The sequence below is a fragment of the Salipiger sp. D13 genome, from assembly GCF_003703915.1.
Classification (GTDB): domain Bacteria; phylum Pseudomonadota; class Alphaproteobacteria; order Rhodobacterales; family Rhodobacteraceae; genus Salipiger; species Salipiger profundus.
In genome coordinates, this window is sequence record NZ_ML112598.1 from 76,681 (window position 1) to 91,265 (window position 14,585).

The window sequence follows — 14,585 nt, forward strand, 5'->3', positions numbered from 1 at the left end:
GTCGCTGGGGATCATGGCTCAGACCTGCAGGACCGAGCTGACGAGCAGCTGCGTGTAGGCGTGCTGCGGGTCGTCGAGCACCTGGTCGGTCAGCCCGGCCTCGACGACGTGGCCGGATTTCATCACCATCAGCCGGTCGGCGAGCAGCCGCACCACCGCAAGGTCATGGGTGACGATGATCGCCGACAGCCCCATGTCGCGCACCAGCCCGCGCAGCAGGTCGAGAAGCCGGGCCTGCACGCTCACGTCGAGCCCGCCGGTGGGCTCGTCCATGAACACCAGCCGCGGCCCGGTGACGAGGTTGCGCGCGATCTGCAGCCGCTGCTGCATCCCGCCCGAGAACGTGCCGGGCCGGTCGTCGACGCGGTCGGCCGCGATCTCGACCCGGTCCAGCCAGTCGGTGGCGCGGGCGCGGATGTCGCCGTAGTGGCGCGCGCCCACGGCCATCAGCCGTTCGCCGACGTTGCCGCCCGCCGACACGCCCATCCGCAGCCCGTCGCGGGCGTGCTGGTGCACGAAGGCCCAGTCGGTGCGCGACAGCATCCGCCGCTCGGGCTCGCTCATGGTGACGGTGTCGCGGGGGCCGTCGCCCCGGGTGTCGAAGATCACCTGCCCGCCGTCGGGCGCCACATGGCCCGCCATGCAGTTCAGCAGCGTCGACTTGCCCGAGCCGCTTTCGCCGACGATGCCCATGACCTCGCCGGGGTAGAGATCGAAGGAGACATTCGCGCAGCCGATATGGCCGCCGTAGGTCTTGCGGATGTCCCGGACCGAGAGCAGGGGGGTCATGCGGCGTCCTTTCCCTTGTGGCCGGCGGCCTGCCGGGTTTCGCAGAAGTCGGTGTCGGAGCAGACAAACATCCGCCCGCCCGCGTCGTCGGTGATGACCTCGTCGAGGTAGCTGTCGCGCGCGCCGCAGAGCCCGCAGGGGTGGTCGGCCTTCGACGCCTCGAAGGGGTGGTCCTCGAAATCGAGGCTCTCGACCCGCGTCCACGGCGGCAGCGCGTAGATGCGCTGCTCGCGGCCCGCACCGAAAAGCTGGATCGCCGCGTTCTGCCCGAGCTTGGGGTTGTCGAACTTGGGGATCGGCGAGGGGTCCATGACGTAACGGCCCTCGACCTTCACCGGATAGGCGTAGGCGGTGGCGATGTGGCCGTGCCGCGCGATGTCCTCGTAGAGCTTGACGTGCATGAGCCCGTATTCCGACAGCGCGTGCATCTTGCGGGTCTCGCTCTCGCGCGGCTCGAGAAAGCGCAGCGGCTCGGGGATCGGCACCTGGTAGACGAGGATCTGCCCCTCGGCGAGCGGCACCTCGGGGATGCGGTGGCGGGTCTGGATCACGCTCGCCTCGGCGGTCGCCGTGGTGGTGGCGATGCCGGCGGTGCGCTCGAAGAAGCTGCGGATCGAGACCGCGTTGGTGGTGTCGTCGGCGCCCTGGTCGATGACCTTGAAGCGGTCCTCGGGGGTCAGCACGGCGGCCGAGACCTGCACGCCGCCGGTGCCCCAGCCGTAGGGCATCGGCATCTCGCGGCTGGCGAAGGGCACCTGGTAGCCGGGGATCGCCAGCCCCTTGAGGATCGCCCGGCGGATCATCCGCTTGGTCTGTTCGTCGAGATAGGCGAAGTTGTAGGCGTCCTGGGTCATTCCGCGGCCTCTCTTGCTTGATCGCTGGCCGCCTCGGCCTCGCGGCGCAGCTTGCGCACCAGCTCCAGCTCGGACTGGAAATCGACGTAATGCGGCAGCTTGATGTGTTCGAGGAAGCCCGTCGCCTGGATGTTGTCGGCGTGGTAGAGCACGAACTCCGCGTCCTGCGCCGGGGCGCCGGTGTCGTCCTCGCCCAGCTCCTCCCAGCGCAGCGCCCGGTCGACCAGCGCCATCGAGATCGCCTTGCGCTCGGTCTGTCCGAACACGAGACCGTAGCCGCGGGTGAACTGCGGCGGCTCGGTCTTCGAGCCCTTGAACTGGTTGACCGTCTCGCATTCGGTCAGGGTGATCTCGCCGATCTCGACGGCGAAGCCCAGCTCGGGGATCTCCATCTCGACCGGCACGGTGCCGATGCGCAGCTCGCCGACGAAGGCGTGGTTGCGGGCGTAGCCGCGCTGCGTGGAATAGGCCATCGACAGGGTGAAGCCCTCGTCCGCACGCGTCAGCGCCTGCAGCCGCAGCGCGCGGTCGGCGGGCATCTCGAGCGGCTCGCGGGTAAGGTCCGGCGGCTCCGCGTCCGAGGCGGGCGCGTCCTCGATCAGCCCCTCGCGGTCGAGAAAGCCCATCACGTGCGGCACCGGCGCGGGGTCGGCCTCGCGCAGCGGGGCCTCTGGCGTCTCGCCCTCTGCGGCGAGTTTGAAATCGAGCAGCCGGTGCGTGTAGTCGAAGGTCGGCCCCAGCACCTGCCCGCCGGGCAGGTCCTTGAAGGTGGCGCTGATGCGCCGGTCGCAGGCCATGTCGGCGGTGTCCACCGGACCCGAGGCGCCGAAGCGGGGCAGGGTGGTGCGATAGGCGCGGACCAGGAAGATCGCCTCGATCAGGTCGCCGCGCGCCTGCTTGATCGCCAGCGCCGCAAGGTCGGGATCGTAGAGCGAGCCCTCGGCCATCACCCGGTTCACCGCCAGCGCCAGCTGCTCGCGGATCTGCGGCACGCCCAGCTCCGGGACCTCGGGGTCGCCCCGGCGCTCCTCGGCGAGCCACGCGTGGGCGTTCTCGATGGCGCGTTCGCCACCTTTCACGGCAACATACATCAGACGGTCTCCGCGTCGTGGACCCGCGTCGAGCGCGGCAGCGCCGCGATGCTCGTGTCGCAGGTGAAGAGGAAATCCAGCCCCAGCGGGAAGCGCGCGTGGTTGTCGCGGAAGGCGGCGACCTCGGGCAGCGACAGCGCCGCACGGTCGCGGATACCGGGACCGGACAGTGCGGCCCCCTCTGCCGCGAGCGTCGTGCATTCGACGATCAGCGTGGCCGAGCGGTCGGGGTAGTCGGGCGTGCCGACAGGATAGGCCGAGAGCGGCGCCAGCGTCTCCCAGCGGCCCACGGCAAAGGTGCAATTCTCGGGCCCCGCGAAGGGCGCGCCGGTGTGAAAGGCGACCCAGGCGCGCACGGCCTCGGTGTCGGCGCTGCCTGCGAGATGCAGCGGCGTGTCGGTGTCGCACAGCGTCAGGATCGCGGCGCCGGCGGCGGGTGACAGCGGCGCGGGCGGGGTGGCCCCGGTGATCTCGCGGAGCGTGCCGGGGCGGGCCATCGCCTCCATCACCGCGCGGAAGGCGTGTGCGGCGTCGGTGGCGGGATCGGCGAAGCCGCCGTCGAGCGTGTCTGCCTGCATCAGTCCTCTCCCCGGACCATGGTGAAGAAATCGACCTTGGTGGCGGCGGCCTTGCCGGCACGGGCGGCGCGGCGGTCGGCGGCCTCGGTCTCGAGCGGCGCGAGCACGGTGTCCCGCAGCGCCGGCGCCGCATCGGTCTGCATCAGCGCGTCGACCAGCGCGGCGGCCTCGGCATCGGCCTTGCGGCGGCCCTGGACATAGGCGTGACCGACCTCGCCCGAGGCGAGCTTCAGCGCGCAGCGGGTGACGGTCATCTCGCCGAGGTTGAACGGCGCGCCGGTGCCGCCGGCACGGCCGCGCACCATGACGCTGCCGACCTCGGGCGGGCGCAGCCAGCTGAACGCGGGCCGGGGCATGGCGGCCTCGAGCAGGGCGGGCAGGCGGCCCTCGGCGGATTTCGCCATGAGCCCCATCCGGTCCTTCCGGGCGGTATCGGGGTCGAGGGTGTCTTTCATCTCGACAACTTTCGTTATTCCTATACAACTAGACACATCTTACCAGATTCTCCTTCGGGGCACAGCGGAGATTTGTGAAACTTGGGTGACGACACAGCATCGCGACGGGGCCGCACGCCGGTCTGGCAGGCCATCGCCAACAGCCTGCGCGGCGAGATGTCCGAGGGCCGCTACGCCGCCGGGGACAAGCTGCCGACCGAGGCGGCGCTGGCCGCGCGTTTCGGGGTGAACCGCCACACGGTGCGCCACGCGCTGAGCGCGCTGGTCGACGAGGGGCTGGTGCGGACCCGGCGCGGGGCGGGGGCCTTCGTGGCGATGGCGCCCACCGACTACCCGATCGGCCGGCGCACCCGCTTCACCGAGAACCTGCGCCGCGCGGGGCGTTTCCCCGGTCGGCGCATCCTGTCGATCGAGCCGCGCGCCGCGACCGCCGGCGAGGCGGCGGCGCTGCAGATCCCCGAGGGCGCGCCGGTCGTCGCCACGCACAGCCTGTCGCTGGGCGACGGGCACCCGCTGGCGCTGGCGGAGTCGATCTACCCCTGCGCGCGCCTGCCGGGGATCGAGGAGGCGCTGGCCGAGGGCAGGGGCGTCACCCATGCGCTGAGCCGGGCCGGGGTGGCGGATTACACGCGGCTCTCGACCCGGATCACGGCGGTTCCGGCGGATGCCACGCAGGCGCTGCACCTGCAGGTGAGCGAGGGCGCGCCGCTGGTGCGCACCCGCAGTCTCAACGCCGACCCCGAGGGCCGGCCGGTCGAATACGGCACCACCTGGTGGGCGGGCGAGCGGGTGACGCTGACGCTCGACTCCTGAGCCGCGCCTCAGCCGCCGTAGCGCTCGAGGAAGGCCTCGGCGGAGAGCGTGCGGAAATCGTCGAGCGCGAGGCGCAGCGCGTCATGCGGCCAGTCCCACCACGCCATCGCGATGAGCCGTTCGGCGATCTCGGGCGGCTGGCGGAGGCGCATCGGCCGCGCCGGGGTGCCCGCGACGATGGTGTAGGGCGCCACGTCCTTCGTCACGATGGCCCCGGCGGCTATGACCGCGCCGTCGCCCACGGTGACCTCGGGCTTGATCATCGCGGCGTGGCCGATCCAGGTGTCATGGCCGACCCGCGCGCGGCGCGCCTGCCGGTGTGCGAAGAACGCCGCGTCGCGGTCGGCGTCGTCCCAGTAGTCGTCGGAGCGATACAGGAAGTGGTGGCAGGCGGCGGTGTCGAGCGGATGGTCGGTCGCGCCGATCCGGGTGAAGCTCGCGATGTTGGCGAACTTGCCCACGGTCGCGTTGGCAATGTCGGCGTAGCGGTCGCAGTAGCTGTAATCGCCAAGGCTGCTGTGGGCGATGCGGCTGCCGCGCCCGACCTCGGTGTAGGCGCCGAAGCTGCTGTCGGCGATCTCGCAGTCGGGATGCACGAGAGGGGCGTCGGGCGACAGGCGCGGCATCAGTCGGCGCGCCCGATGAGCTTTGCCCGCAGCCAGCCCGAGACCGAGTCCATCGCCATCACCATGAGCACGATCAGGATGATGTAGTAGCCGACCTCTTCCCAGTCCTTCTGGGTCTGGATCGCCTGCGTCAGCATCAGCCCGATGCCGCCGCCGGTGATGGCGCCGATGATGGTGGCCGAGCGGGTGTTGGATTCGAGGAAGTAGAGCAACTGTGCCAGCAGCACCGGCACCACCTGCGGGATCACCCCGAAGCGGTAGCGCTGCAGCGGCTTGGCGCCGGTCGAGGCGACGCCCTCGATCTGCTTGCCGTCGACGTTCTCGAGCGCCTCCGAGAAGATCTTGCCGAAGGTGCCGGTGTCGGTCACGAGGATCGCCAGCGCCCCGGTCAGCGGGCCCGGACCGAAGGCGCGGGCCAGCACCACCGTCCAGATCAGCGCGTCGACGCCGCGCACGAAGTCGAAGACCCGCCGCGTCGCTGCACGCAGCAGCACCAGCGGCGTGAAGCGTTTCGCCGCGAGGAAGGCCAGAGGCAGCGCGATCATCGCCGCCCCCATGGTGCCGAGAAAGGCCATGAGGATGGTCTCGCCGATGGCCCAGGCCACGTCCTTGTGGCGCCACATCGGGTTGTTCCACCAGTCCTGCACCGCGCCGGCGATGTTGGCGCGGCTCTCGTCAAGGCGCGGCCCGAAGAGGATCTCGCCGATGCCGTGGCCGTGGTAGGGGCTCTCGAAGGTGAACCAGAACAGCTCCCATCCGGGGAAGTAGTTGAAGATCTCGGTCTTCGAGCCGGTGAGCGTGATGCGGCCCTCGGGCGTGGTGATGCCCACCCGGCGCGACGAGGCGCTGATCCACTCGGGCGGGGTGTCGGGCAGGTTGGTGGTGACGGTGCGGCCCTCGATCCGGGCCTCGATGTCGGGGTAGCCGGGCAGCGCGATCTCGACCCGGTTGTCGGGCAGCAGCCGCACGACGTGGTCGCCGCCCATGTCGACGGTCACGACGTCGTCGCCGCTCACCCAGTCGGGGCGCTGGCCCTCGGGGTAGGTGCCCTTGCGCTCGCCCTCGACGGCATAGGTGATCTCGCCCGTGCGGTTCGAGCGGGTGACATGGGTCTTGTAGGACCAGCTGTCCGAGGCGAGCGTGACGGCGTTGTCCCAGTTGGCGCGCTGCGCGAGGCCGGGCAGGTCGAAGGCGAAGAAGATGTAGGCGAAGTAAAGGAGCACGAGGCCCGGCCACGCGACGGCGGTCAGGGTCTTGCGGCGGAAGAGGCGGTCGGCGTTGGCCTTGGCGAGGCCGAGGTCGGTGGCGGTCATGTCAGGCCCCTTCGGTCAGGCGGTTGCGGAAACGGCTCGAGAGCTGGTCGAAGAAGACGATGGTGCCGAACAGCAGGATGAAGATCGCGGCGGCCTCGTCGAAGCGGCCCGGTCCCCAGGCCATGGCGTTGCGCAGCTCGTAGCCGAGCCCGCCGGCGCCGACGAAGCCGAGGATGGCCGAGGCGCGGATGTTGATCTCGTAGCGCAGCAGCGCGTAGCTGACGTAGTTGGGCGCCACCTGTGGCAGGATCCCGAGCCACATGCGCTGCGCCCAGGACGCGCCGGTCGACGCGAGGCCCTCGACGGGCTTGAGGTCGGCGTTCTCGGCCACCTCCGAGAACATCTTGCCGAGCGCGCCGGCGGTATGGATGGCGATGGCGATCATCGCGGGCACCGGCCCGCCGCCCAGCACGAAGATCAGCACCAGCGCGATGACGATCTCGGGGATGGCGCGCATGATGTCCATCAGGCGCCGGAACAGCGGGATCAGCCGCGGCCAGCGCGCCAGTCCGCGGGTGGCCAGCAGCGACAGCACCAGCCCGGCGCTGGCGCCCAGCAGCGTGGAGACGGCGGCGATGTTGATGGTCTCGACCAGCGCGGGGAAGTATTCCACCATGAGCGCCGGCAGGTCGGCGCGTTTCTCCCACGCCTCGGACAGAACGTCGGCGGGATAGTCGCCGATGTTGTGCAGCCCGTCCCAGAAGCCGCCGGCGTTGCGCGCGTCGGCAAGGTTGAAGCCCGACACCATGAGCAGCGCGAAGATCGCCAGCGCGAGGCCGCCGTAGAGCCGCTTGCGCCGGACCTGCGCCATGTAGGCGTGCTGAATGGAATCGACGGCCCGGGGGCCGGTCAGTGAGGCATCTGTCATGGGGAGGGCCTTGCATTGGATGCCCCGGGCCTGTGGCCCGGGGCGTGTCGCGGTCTGTCGGATCAGCGGTGCGGCGCGCCTTCGCGGTCGCGCCGCACCGGCACCGTGTCGGTGCCGCGCGATCAGCCGCCGATCTTGGCCTTCCGAGCCTCGATGACCGACAGGTAGGTGTCGTGGGTCACCGGCTGGAAGCCGAGCGTGTCGCCGGCGGCAACGCCGTAGGCACAGTCGGGGTCGGTTTCGTAGAGGGTGTCGACAAGGGCGGTCATGCGGTCCTTGACGTCCTGCGGCAGCGCCTTGCGGACGACCACGGGGCCCTCGGGGATGACCTTCGACTGCCAGATCTGCACGAGGTCGTTCATGTCGACGAGGCCCGCGTCCACGGCCTTGCGCAGGGCGCCCGAGTTGTAGCCGTCTTCCCAGTTGCCCTGGCCGTCGGCCCAGGTCACGCCGCCGTCGATGTCACCGTTGTTCACCGCGACGATGGTCTGCTCGTGGCCGCCGGTGAAGACGACGTCCTTGAAGTAGTCGCCCGGCTGCATGGTGATCTCGTCGGCTTCCTGCGGGATCTCGATCGAGGGGATCAGGTAGCCCGAGGTCGAGTTCGGGTCGCCGAAGCCGAAGACCTTGCCCTGCATGTCTTCCAGCGAGGCGATGCCGCTGTCCTTGCGGGCGAAACCGATCGAGTGGTAGCCGATCGAGCCGTCGAGGTTCTGCTTCACCAGCACCGGCTCGACCGCCTCGGGGTCCTGCAGGAACGTGGCCGCGTAACCCGACGCGCCGAGCCAAGCCATGTCGAGCGTGCCGCCCAGCAGGCCCTGGATCACGCCGTTGTAGTCGGCGGGGGCGAACAGCTTGACCGGAACGCCCAGCTCTTCCTCGGCGTAGGTCTGCAGGCAGGAATACGAGTTCATGCGGTCCTGGGCGTTCTCGCCGCCGAGGATGCCGATGCGGAACTCCTCGATTTCCTGGGCGCCGGCGGTGCCGGCCAGAACGGTGGTCGCCAGTGCGGCTGCGATGATCTTGTTCATCAGGGTCTCCATGGATGAAGGGATGTCTGTGGTCGTTTTGGGTCTTCCGGATCAGACGAGCGCTTCGGCCTTGGCCTCTTCGAGCAGCGTCTGGTCGAGGGTCTCGATCTGCGTCGAGGTCGCGGCCTCGGAGAAGCCGGCGCCCGCGCCGTAGATGTCGCGCGCGACGCCGGTGGTCAGCTGCGCCGGGGTGCCGTCGAAGACGATGCGCCCGTCGCGCATGCCGATGACCCGGTCGCAGTAGCGCCGCGCGGTGTCGAGCGTGTGCAGGTTGGCGATGACCATGCGGCCGTCTTCCTCGTGGATGCGGCGCAGCGCCTCCATCACGATCTGTGCGTTCATCGGGTCGAGCGAGGCGATGGGCTCGTCGGCGAGGATGATCGCCGGGTCCTGCATCAGCGCCCGCGCGATGGCGACGCGCTGCTGCTGCCCGCCCGAAAGCGCCTCGGCCCGCTTGGGTGCCTGCTCGGCGATGCCGAGCCGGTCGAGGATCTCGATGGCGCGGTGGATGTCCTCCTGCGGGTAGAGGTTGAACATCGTGGCCCATGTCGAGCGGCGGTTGAGCGTTCCGTGCAGCACGTTCGAGACCACATCCATGCGCGGCACGAGGTTGAACTGCTGGAAGATCATGGCGCAGCGCGACTGCCATTGACGGCGCTCGGCGCCCCGCAGCGCGGTGATGTCGTGACCCTCGAAGAGGATGGCACCATCGCTCGCGTCGTTGAGCCGGTTCAGCATCCGCAGCAGGGTCGACTTGCCCGCGCCCGAACGCCCGATGATGCCGATCATCATGGGGCGGTCGACGGCAAAGCTCGCCCGGTCCACGGCGGTCTTGTCACCGAATGTCTTCGTCAGTGCCTGTACGTCCAGCATCGTATCCCCTCGAATTTGTAGCGGACCTACTTCAGGGTTCCCGACGCTTCGGTGACGGTTTGGAAACGGATTTCCGAAGGTTTTGTATCGGGGCGATGACAGCGCCTGTCCGTGCGGCGGTGTGCCGGGGTTTCCGGCATCCGCCACCCGAAACGGTGCGCCGCGTCATAAAAGCGTTACACGACTCGCCCGCTTTGCTAGCCTCGGAGGATGACCCGTCTTGCCTGCGCCGCCCTCCTCACTTGCCTGATGCTGCCCGCCGCCGCCCCGGCCCAGCTGGCCGAGGTGATCTGCGACGACCGCGCGAGGCTCGAACAGAGGCTTGCCACGGTGCAGGGCGCCACGCGGCAGGGGCAGGGCCTGCGCGGGCCCGATACCGTTCTCGAGATCTGGGTCGCGCCGGACAGCGGCGACTGGATTCTCGTGCAGAGCTACAGCAGCGGCACCGCCTGCATCGTCGCCATGGGCGAAAGCTGGGAAGCGGTCCCGGCTCCCGCCCGCGCCAACCCGGCCTGAGGCGGGCGCCTCAGACCGCGAGCCCCAGCCGCTGCAGGTGGGCAAAGCCCGCCGGGATGTCGGCGCTGTCTGCGAGTTCCAGCACCAGATGCGGCGCGCCGTTGCAATCGGCGAGCGCCCGGAACACCGCCGGCCATTCGATCTCGCCCTCGCCCGGGGCCCAGTGGCGGTCGGCGTGGCCGTCGAGGTCCTGCAGGTGGACATGCGCCAGCCGCGCGCCCGCGTCGCGCACGAAGTAATCCACCGGCGGCGCGCCCGACATGCGCCGCGCAAGCTGCGCGTGGCCGGTGTCGATCGACAGCGCGATGGCCTCCGATCCGAAGCTCTCGACCATCTCCCGGCGGGTCTCGGGGCGGACGTCGTGGATGTTCTCGATCACCAGCGTGATGCCCATCTCGCCGGCCTTGCGCACCACCGGGGCCATGACGTCATGGACCAGCGCCAGCTTCGTCGCGGCGTAGTCAGGCTGCGCGAGGCGGTTGTACTCGTACCAGCGGGTGTAGGGCGAGTGCATGACCATCTGCCGCGCGCCGATCCGGTCGGCGGCCTCGAGCGCGGCAAGGAAGCGCGCGGTGATGAGCGGGCGCAGCTCGGGGTCCTTGTTGTCGATGTCGAGCCCCTCGAAGGGGCCGTGGATGCCGCGCCTGCCGGCATGGCCGTCAAGCGCCGCGCGGACGGCGGCGACGCGGTCGTCGCGCTCGTGCGTGAGCGCCGCGTGGGACATGAAGTCCTGGATCTCGATGTCGCGGTCGTGGTCGAACAGCCAGTCGCGGTGGGTGGCGATCTCGGCGGCGGTCAGCGCGGCGCCGATCCTGAGCGGGGGCCTGAGTGCGGGCATGGGCGGTGTCCTGTTGCTCTTCGGGAAAAGGGGGCATCGCGCGCATCAACCGCGCGCCCGCGTTTCAGCGGCGCTACGCTTTGGTGACATCTCGGTGATTTCTGCGGTCGGTCCGGGGGTTACCCGGTCGCGGGCAGCGCCAGCATTTCCTCGAAGCGCAGCGCCATGGGCGAGGCCGTGCGCCGCGCCGGGCGCAGCAGGTAGAGCACCCGGTCGAGCACGAGATCGGCCAGCGGGACAAAGGCGATGGCGGGGTCGTTGAACAGGGTGACCGCGTTGCGCGGCAGAAGCGCGACACCGACGCCCGCCCGCACGAGACAGAGCTGTGCCACGGTGGAATGCGTCCGCAGCCGCCCGGTCTTCAGCGTCTCGGGCAGCGAGGGCGCGCCCGCCAGAAGCCGCGCGGTGCCGGTGTTGGTGCTGAGGTGGATGACCTCCTCCGGGTCGATCTCGGCAAGGGAGACCGGCGCACCTCGGGCGGCAAAGGGATGCGGGGCGGGGCAGGCGAGGCCGAAAGGGTCGGAGGCGACCGGCGTCTGCACCAGATCGGGCGAGCTGCGCGCGCGCCCCGCGACGGCAAGGTCGAGCCGGTCGTCGGCGACCATCTCGGCCAGCGTCTCGGCGATGTCGTCGTGCAGGGTCAGCGTGACCTCGGGGTGGGCGCGCCGGAACGCCATGATCGCGGGCGCCACCAGCGGCGTGATCGCCGAAGGTGTCGCCCCGATCCGCAGGCTGGCCTGCCGTCCGCGCGCCCGGTCGCGCACCCGCGAAAGCGACAGGTCCAGCGCCTCGAGCACCGGCGCCGTGTCCTTGAGGAACGCCAGCCCGAGCGGGGTCGGTGCCGGCGGCCGGCTGCGCCGGTCGAAGAGCGCGCCGCCGGCGATCTCCTCGATCTGGCGCACGGTCTCGGTCAGCGCCGAGGGCACGACGCCGAGCCGGTCCGCCGCGCGGGCAAAGCTGCCCTCGGACCAGACGGCGTGGATCGCCCGCAAGTGCCGCAGGTTGAAGTTCGTATTTTCCGAATCCAACTTCATAACTTTCAATTTCAAAGAACGCGCGCGGGCGGTCAATATGCGACCCGACAGGAGATGCCCAGATGACCGCACCGCAACCCGATTTCACCTCTGCCCTTTCCGGCCTGCCCGCCGCCCTGCGCGCGGCGGGCTTTCGCGGCGACGTCGAGCGCGACAGCGCGCTCCGGGCGGCGATGTCGACCGACAACTCGGTCTACCGCATCCTGCCCGACCTCGTCGTCGCGCCGGTCGATGCCGCCGACGTGGTGACCGTGATGGCGGTGCTCGAAGAGGACCGGTTCGCCGGAATCCCCGTCACCCCGCGCGGCGGCGGCACCGGCACCAACGGGCAGAGCCTGAACCGCGGCGTGATCCTCGACATGCGGCGCCACATGACCCGGCTGCTCGCGGTCGATCCGGCGGGGCAGTGGGCCGACGTCGAACCGGGCATCGTGCTCGACGACCTCAACGCGCAGCTGCGCCCCCGGGGGCTGTTCTTCGCGCCCGAGACCTCGACCTCGACCCGCTGCGCGGTCGGCGGCATGGTCTCGACCGATGCCTCGGGCAAGGGCTCGCGGATCTACGGCAAGACCTCCGACAACCTGCTCGGCGTCGAGATCGCGCGGGGGCAGGGGCTGGTCTCGAGCCTCGATCCCGCGCCGGACTGGGCCGCACCGATGCTTGCCGGGGCCGAGCGGGCGGCACGCGCCGGGCGCGCGGCCTTCGTCGCCAACACGCCGAAGCTCAACCGGCGCTACACCGGCTACGATCTCGAACGGGCCTGCCCCGAGGAGGGCGGCTTCGAGTGGTGGCGGCTGTTTCCCGGCTCCGAGGGCACGCTGGGCCCGATCACCCGCATCCGGGTCAAGCTGCGGCCGCTGCCCGGGGTGAAACGGCTGGTGGTCGCGGGGTTCGCGAGCTTCCGCGACTCGCTGGCGGCGGCGCTGCCGCTGATGCAGGACGATCCCACCGCCATCGAGGTGATGGACGAGCGGGTGCAGGCGCTCGCGGGCGAGGCCGGGCTGCTGATGCGGCTGCCCGAGGCGCTGCGCCCGACCGGCGGCGAGGCCGTCGCCTATACCTTCGTCGAGTTCAACGGGGACGATCCGGCCGAGCTCGACGCGAGGCTCGCGGCCTGCGAGGCCCGGCTGCGCGACCTGCCCGGCATCCGCGCGGTGCATGTCGCGCCCGACCCCGACGAGATCCGCGAGCTCTGGGCGATCCGCTCGGCCGGCGTGGGGCTGCTCGGCAAGGTCGAGGGCCGCGCCCGCCCGGTGGCCTTCGTCGAGGATTGCGTGGTGCCGCCGGAAGAGCTGCCGGCCTTCCTCGACGGGTTTCTCGACATCCTGACGAAGGCGGGGCTGGGCTTCGGAATCTACGGCCACGTCGACGTCGGTTGTCTGCACATCCGGCCCGCGCTCGACATCGACGCCGAGCGCGACCGCGAGACGCTGGTCGCGGTCTCCGACGCGATCTTTGCGCTGGTGAACCGTCACGGCGGCATTTTCTGGGGCGAGCACGGCAAGGGCGTGCGCGGCGCCTATCTCGAGGGCTGGATCGGCCCCGAGGCCTATGCCGCGTTGCAGGGCGTCAAGGCGGCCTTCGACCCCTCGGGGCGTTTCAACCCGGGCAAGCTGGTGTCGGTCGACGCCCCGGTGATGGGCATCGCCACCACGCCCTTCCGCCCGTTCAACGCGCCCGAGGGCGACCCGCTGGAAAAGGCGTTCCGCTGCAACGGCAACGCGCAATGCCTGAGCTACGCCGCGAGCGTGCCGATGTGCCCGTCGTTCAAGGCCACCGCCGACCTGCGGCAGTCGCCCAAGGGCCGCGCCGATGCGCTGCGCGCGTGGCACGAGGACCGGAGGCACGGCACGCAGGAGGTGGACGAGGCCGACCTGCTCGGGACTCTCGACACCTGCCTCGGCTGCAAGGCCTGCGCCTCGAGCTGCCCGGTTCAGGTCGACATCCCCTCGATGCGGGCGGCGTTCTTCGCCGACTATTACGCCCGCCACGCGCGGCCGTTGACCGACCGGGCAATGCTGCTGGCCGAGCGGCTGAGCCCGTGGCTGCAACGCGCCGCGCCGCTCATGCGCCCGGCATGGCCGCTGGCGCGGCGTATCGCCGAGCGGGTGCTGGGCGTGACCGACCTGCCGTCGGAAATCGCGCGACCGCTGCCGCGTGCGGCGCGCATCGCGCCGGGCGACCTGCGCGATGCGGCGCTGCCCGAGCGGACGGTGCTGGTCTGGATGGACTGGTTCTCGGCGCTCTACGACGGCGCCACCCAGCGTGACGTGCGGCGCGGGCTCACCGCGCTTGGCTACCGGCCGCTGTTCGTCGACATGCGCCCGGCGGGCAAGGTCGCGGGCGATCTTGGCGATCGCAAGGGCTTTCGCCGCATGGCCGAGGCGCTCGCGGCCTCGCTGCGCGAGGCGGCGGCCCGCAAGGTGCCGATGATCGGGCTCGACCCGGCATTTGTCATGGCGCTGCGGCAGGATTACCGCAAGGCCGGGCTCGACGTGCCCGAGGTGCTTTTGCCGCAGGAGTTCCTGGCCGCCGAACTGCGGCGTGGCGCGGTCTTCCCGCAGGCCGGGGGCGGGGCACTCACGCTCTTCACCCATTGCACCGAGAGCACCGGGGCCCCCGCCGCGCGATCGGACTGGCAGGAGGTCTTCGCCGGCCTCGGTCTGAGTATCGAAACCCCTGCCACCGGCTGTTGCGGCATGGCGGGGATGTTCGGCCACAAGGACCGCCACCAGGAGATGTCGCGCCGGCTGTTCGAGATGTCCTGGGCCGCACCGCTGGCAGGCGCCGAGGATGCCGCCGCCACCGGTTTTTCCTGCCGCTGCCAGGGGGCGCGGCACGGCGGCCGGCCGATGCGTCACCCGCTGGGTCTGCTGGCCGACCGGCTGGGCGCCTAGCGGGCGGTT

Annotated in this window: 15 protein-coding genes; 3 read left to right on the forward strand and 12 right to left on the reverse strand. The window is 70.7% G+C overall.

Translation table 11 applies throughout. The features are described 5' to 3' along the window. Positions 1-18: 18 nt before the first annotated feature. From phnK to phnG, 5 genes are read right to left on the reverse strand one after another with little or no spacing between them, the layout of a single operon-like run. Positions 19-789, reverse strand: a complete 771-nt coding sequence (gene phnK, locus D6860_RS13375) for a phosphonate C-P lyase system protein PhnK (protein ID WP_076625514.1) — start codon at positions 787-789, stop codon at positions 19-21. Further along, positions 786-1,643 (reverse strand): alpha-D-ribose 1-methylphosphonate 5-phosphate C-P-lyase PhnJ, encoded by an 858-nt coding sequence (locus tag D6860_RS13380; protein WP_076625513.1) that lies wholly within the window; start codon positions 1,641-1,643, stop codon positions 786-788. Before D6860_RS13380 ends, phnK begins: the two co-directional genes overlap by 4 nt. After that, positions 1,640-2,734, reverse strand: a complete 1,095-nt coding sequence (locus tag D6860_RS13385) for a carbon-phosphorus lyase complex subunit (RefSeq protein WP_076625511.1) — start codon at positions 2,732-2,734, stop codon at positions 1,640-1,642. Before D6860_RS13385 ends, D6860_RS13380 begins: the two co-directional genes overlap by 4 nt. After that, positions 2,734-3,312 (reverse strand): phosphonate C-P lyase system protein PhnH, encoded by a 579-nt coding sequence (gene phnH, locus D6860_RS13390; protein ID WP_076625510.1) that lies wholly within the window; start codon positions 3,310-3,312, stop codon positions 2,734-2,736. The genes D6860_RS13385 and phnH overlap by 1 nt, the downstream gene beginning before the upstream one ends. Then, a complete protein-coding gene (gene phnG, locus D6860_RS13395; RefSeq protein WP_076625509.1) occupies positions 3,312-3,767 on the reverse strand; it encodes a phosphonate C-P lyase system protein PhnG in 456 nt (151 codons plus the stop codon). The genes phnH and phnG overlap by 1 nt, the downstream gene beginning before the upstream one ends. 81 nt (positions 3,768-3,848) lie before the next feature. Here phnG and phnF point away from each other — a divergent pair, with 81 nt between their 5' ends. Then, the gene (phnF, locus tag D6860_RS13400; protein WP_076625508.1) at positions 3,849-4,580 is read left to right on the forward strand and encodes a phosphonate metabolism transcriptional regulator PhnF; all 732 of its coding nucleotides are present in this window, start codon (positions 3,849-3,851) and stop codon (positions 4,578-4,580) included. Positions 4,581-4,588: 8 nt separating this feature from the next. Here phnF and D6860_RS13405 read toward each other — a convergent pair whose 3' ends face one another. The 5 genes from D6860_RS13405 to phnC all read right to left on the reverse strand — a co-directional run bounded on the left by D6860_RS13405 (position 4,589) and on the right by phnC (position 9,291). After that, complete coding sequence (locus D6860_RS13405) at positions 4,589-5,206, reverse strand: LbetaH domain-containing protein (RefSeq protein WP_076625507.1); 618 nt, start codon at positions 5,204-5,206, stop codon at positions 4,589-4,591. Further along, a complete protein-coding gene (gene phnE, locus D6860_RS13410) occupies positions 5,206-6,519 on the reverse strand; it encodes a phosphonate ABC transporter, permease protein PhnE (RefSeq protein ID WP_076625506.1) in 1,314 nt (437 codons plus the stop codon). The genes D6860_RS13405 and phnE (D6860_RS13410) overlap by 1 nt, the downstream gene beginning before the upstream one ends. A gap of 1 nt (position 6,520) precedes the next feature. After that, positions 6,521-7,387 (reverse strand): phosphonate ABC transporter, permease protein PhnE, encoded by an 867-nt coding sequence (gene phnE / locus D6860_RS13415; RefSeq protein ID WP_076625505.1) that lies wholly within the window; start codon positions 7,385-7,387, stop codon positions 6,521-6,523. A gap of 122 nt (positions 7,388-7,509) precedes the next feature. Further along, complete coding sequence (gene phnD, locus D6860_RS13420) at positions 7,510-8,418, reverse strand: phosphonate ABC transporter substrate-binding protein (protein ID WP_076625705.1); 909 nt, start codon at positions 8,416-8,418, stop codon at positions 7,510-7,512. A 51-nt stretch (positions 8,419-8,469) separates the two neighbouring features. Continuing rightward, positions 8,470-9,291 carry a phosphonate ABC transporter ATP-binding protein gene (phnC, locus tag D6860_RS13425; RefSeq protein ID WP_017467664.1) on the reverse strand — a complete coding sequence of 274 codons (822 nt, stop codon included), beginning with the start codon at positions 9,289-9,291 and terminating at the stop codon, positions 8,470-8,472. A 210-nt stretch (positions 9,292-9,501) separates the two neighbouring features. Between phnC and D6860_RS13430 the strand changes: the two genes are divergently transcribed. Then, complete coding sequence (locus tag D6860_RS13430; RefSeq protein ID WP_076625504.1) at positions 9,502-9,807, forward strand: hypothetical protein; 306 nt, start codon at positions 9,502-9,504, stop codon at positions 9,805-9,807. Positions 9,808-9,817: 10 nt separating this feature from the next. Here D6860_RS13430 and D6860_RS13435 read toward each other — a convergent pair whose 3' ends face one another. Next, complete coding sequence (locus D6860_RS13435; RefSeq protein WP_076625503.1) at positions 9,818-10,645, reverse strand: sugar phosphate isomerase/epimerase family protein; 828 nt, start codon at positions 10,643-10,645, stop codon at positions 9,818-9,820. A gap of 119 nt (positions 10,646-10,764) precedes the next feature. Beyond that, on the reverse strand, positions 10,765-11,679 hold the full coding sequence (locus D6860_RS13440; protein ID WP_076625502.1) for a LysR family transcriptional regulator: 915 nt from the start codon (positions 11,677-11,679) through the stop codon (positions 10,765-10,767). 62 nt (positions 11,680-11,741) lie between these two features. Between D6860_RS13440 and D6860_RS13445 the strand changes: the two genes are divergently transcribed. Further along, entirely contained in the window at positions 11,742-14,576 is a 2,835-nt protein-coding gene (locus D6860_RS13445; protein WP_076625501.1) for an FAD-binding and (Fe-S)-binding domain-containing protein, read from the forward strand. Positions 14,577-14,585 lie beyond the last annotated feature (9 nt).

Coding starts and splice junctions, on each gene's coding strand:
- phnK (WP_076625514.1), bottom strand. CDS start 789: ATGACCCCCCTGCTCTCGGTCCGGGACATCCGCAAGACCTACGGCGGC.
- D6860_RS13380 (WP_076625513.1), bottom strand. CDS start 1,643: ATGACCCAGGACGCCTACAACTTCGCCTATCTCGACGAACAGACCAAG.
- D6860_RS13385 (WP_076625511.1), bottom strand. CDS start 2,734: ATGTATGTTGCCGTGAAAGGTGGCGAACGCGCCATCGAGAACGCCCAC.
- phnH (WP_076625510.1), bottom strand. CDS start 3,312: ATGCAGGCAGACACGCTCGACGGCGGCTTCGCCGATCCCGCCACCGAC.
- phnG (WP_076625509.1), bottom strand. CDS start 3,767: ATGAAAGACACCCTCGACCCCGATACCGCCCGGAAGGACCGGATGGGG.
- D6860_RS13405 (WP_076625507.1), bottom strand. CDS start 5,206: ATGCCGCGCCTGTCGCCCGACGCCCCTCTCGTGCATCCCGACTGCGAG.
- phnE (WP_076625506.1), bottom strand. CDS start 6,519: ATGACCGCCACCGACCTCGGCCTCGCCAAGGCCAACGCCGACCGCCTC.
- phnE (WP_076625505.1), bottom strand. CDS start 7,387: ATGACAGATGCCTCACTGACCGGCCCCCGGGCCGTCGATTCCATTCAG.
- phnD (WP_076625705.1), bottom strand. CDS start 8,418: ATGAACAAGATCATCGCAGCCGCACTGGCGACCACCGTTCTGGCCGGC.
- phnC (WP_017467664.1), bottom strand. CDS start 9,291: ATGCTGGACGTACAGGCACTGACGAAGACATTCGGTGACAAGACCGCC.
- D6860_RS13430 (WP_076625504.1), top strand. CDS start 9,502: ATGACCCGTCTTGCCTGCGCCGCCCTCCTCACTTGCCTGATGCTGCCC.
- D6860_RS13435 (WP_076625503.1), bottom strand. CDS start 10,645: ATGCCCGCACTCAGGCCCCCGCTCAGGATCGGCGCCGCGCTGACCGCC.
- D6860_RS13440 (WP_076625502.1), bottom strand. CDS start 11,679: ATGAAGTTGGATTCGGAAAATACGAACTTCAACCTGCGGCACTTGCGG.
- D6860_RS13445 (WP_076625501.1), top strand. CDS start 11,742: ATGACCGCACCGCAACCCGATTTCACCTCTGCCCTTTCCGGCCTGCCC.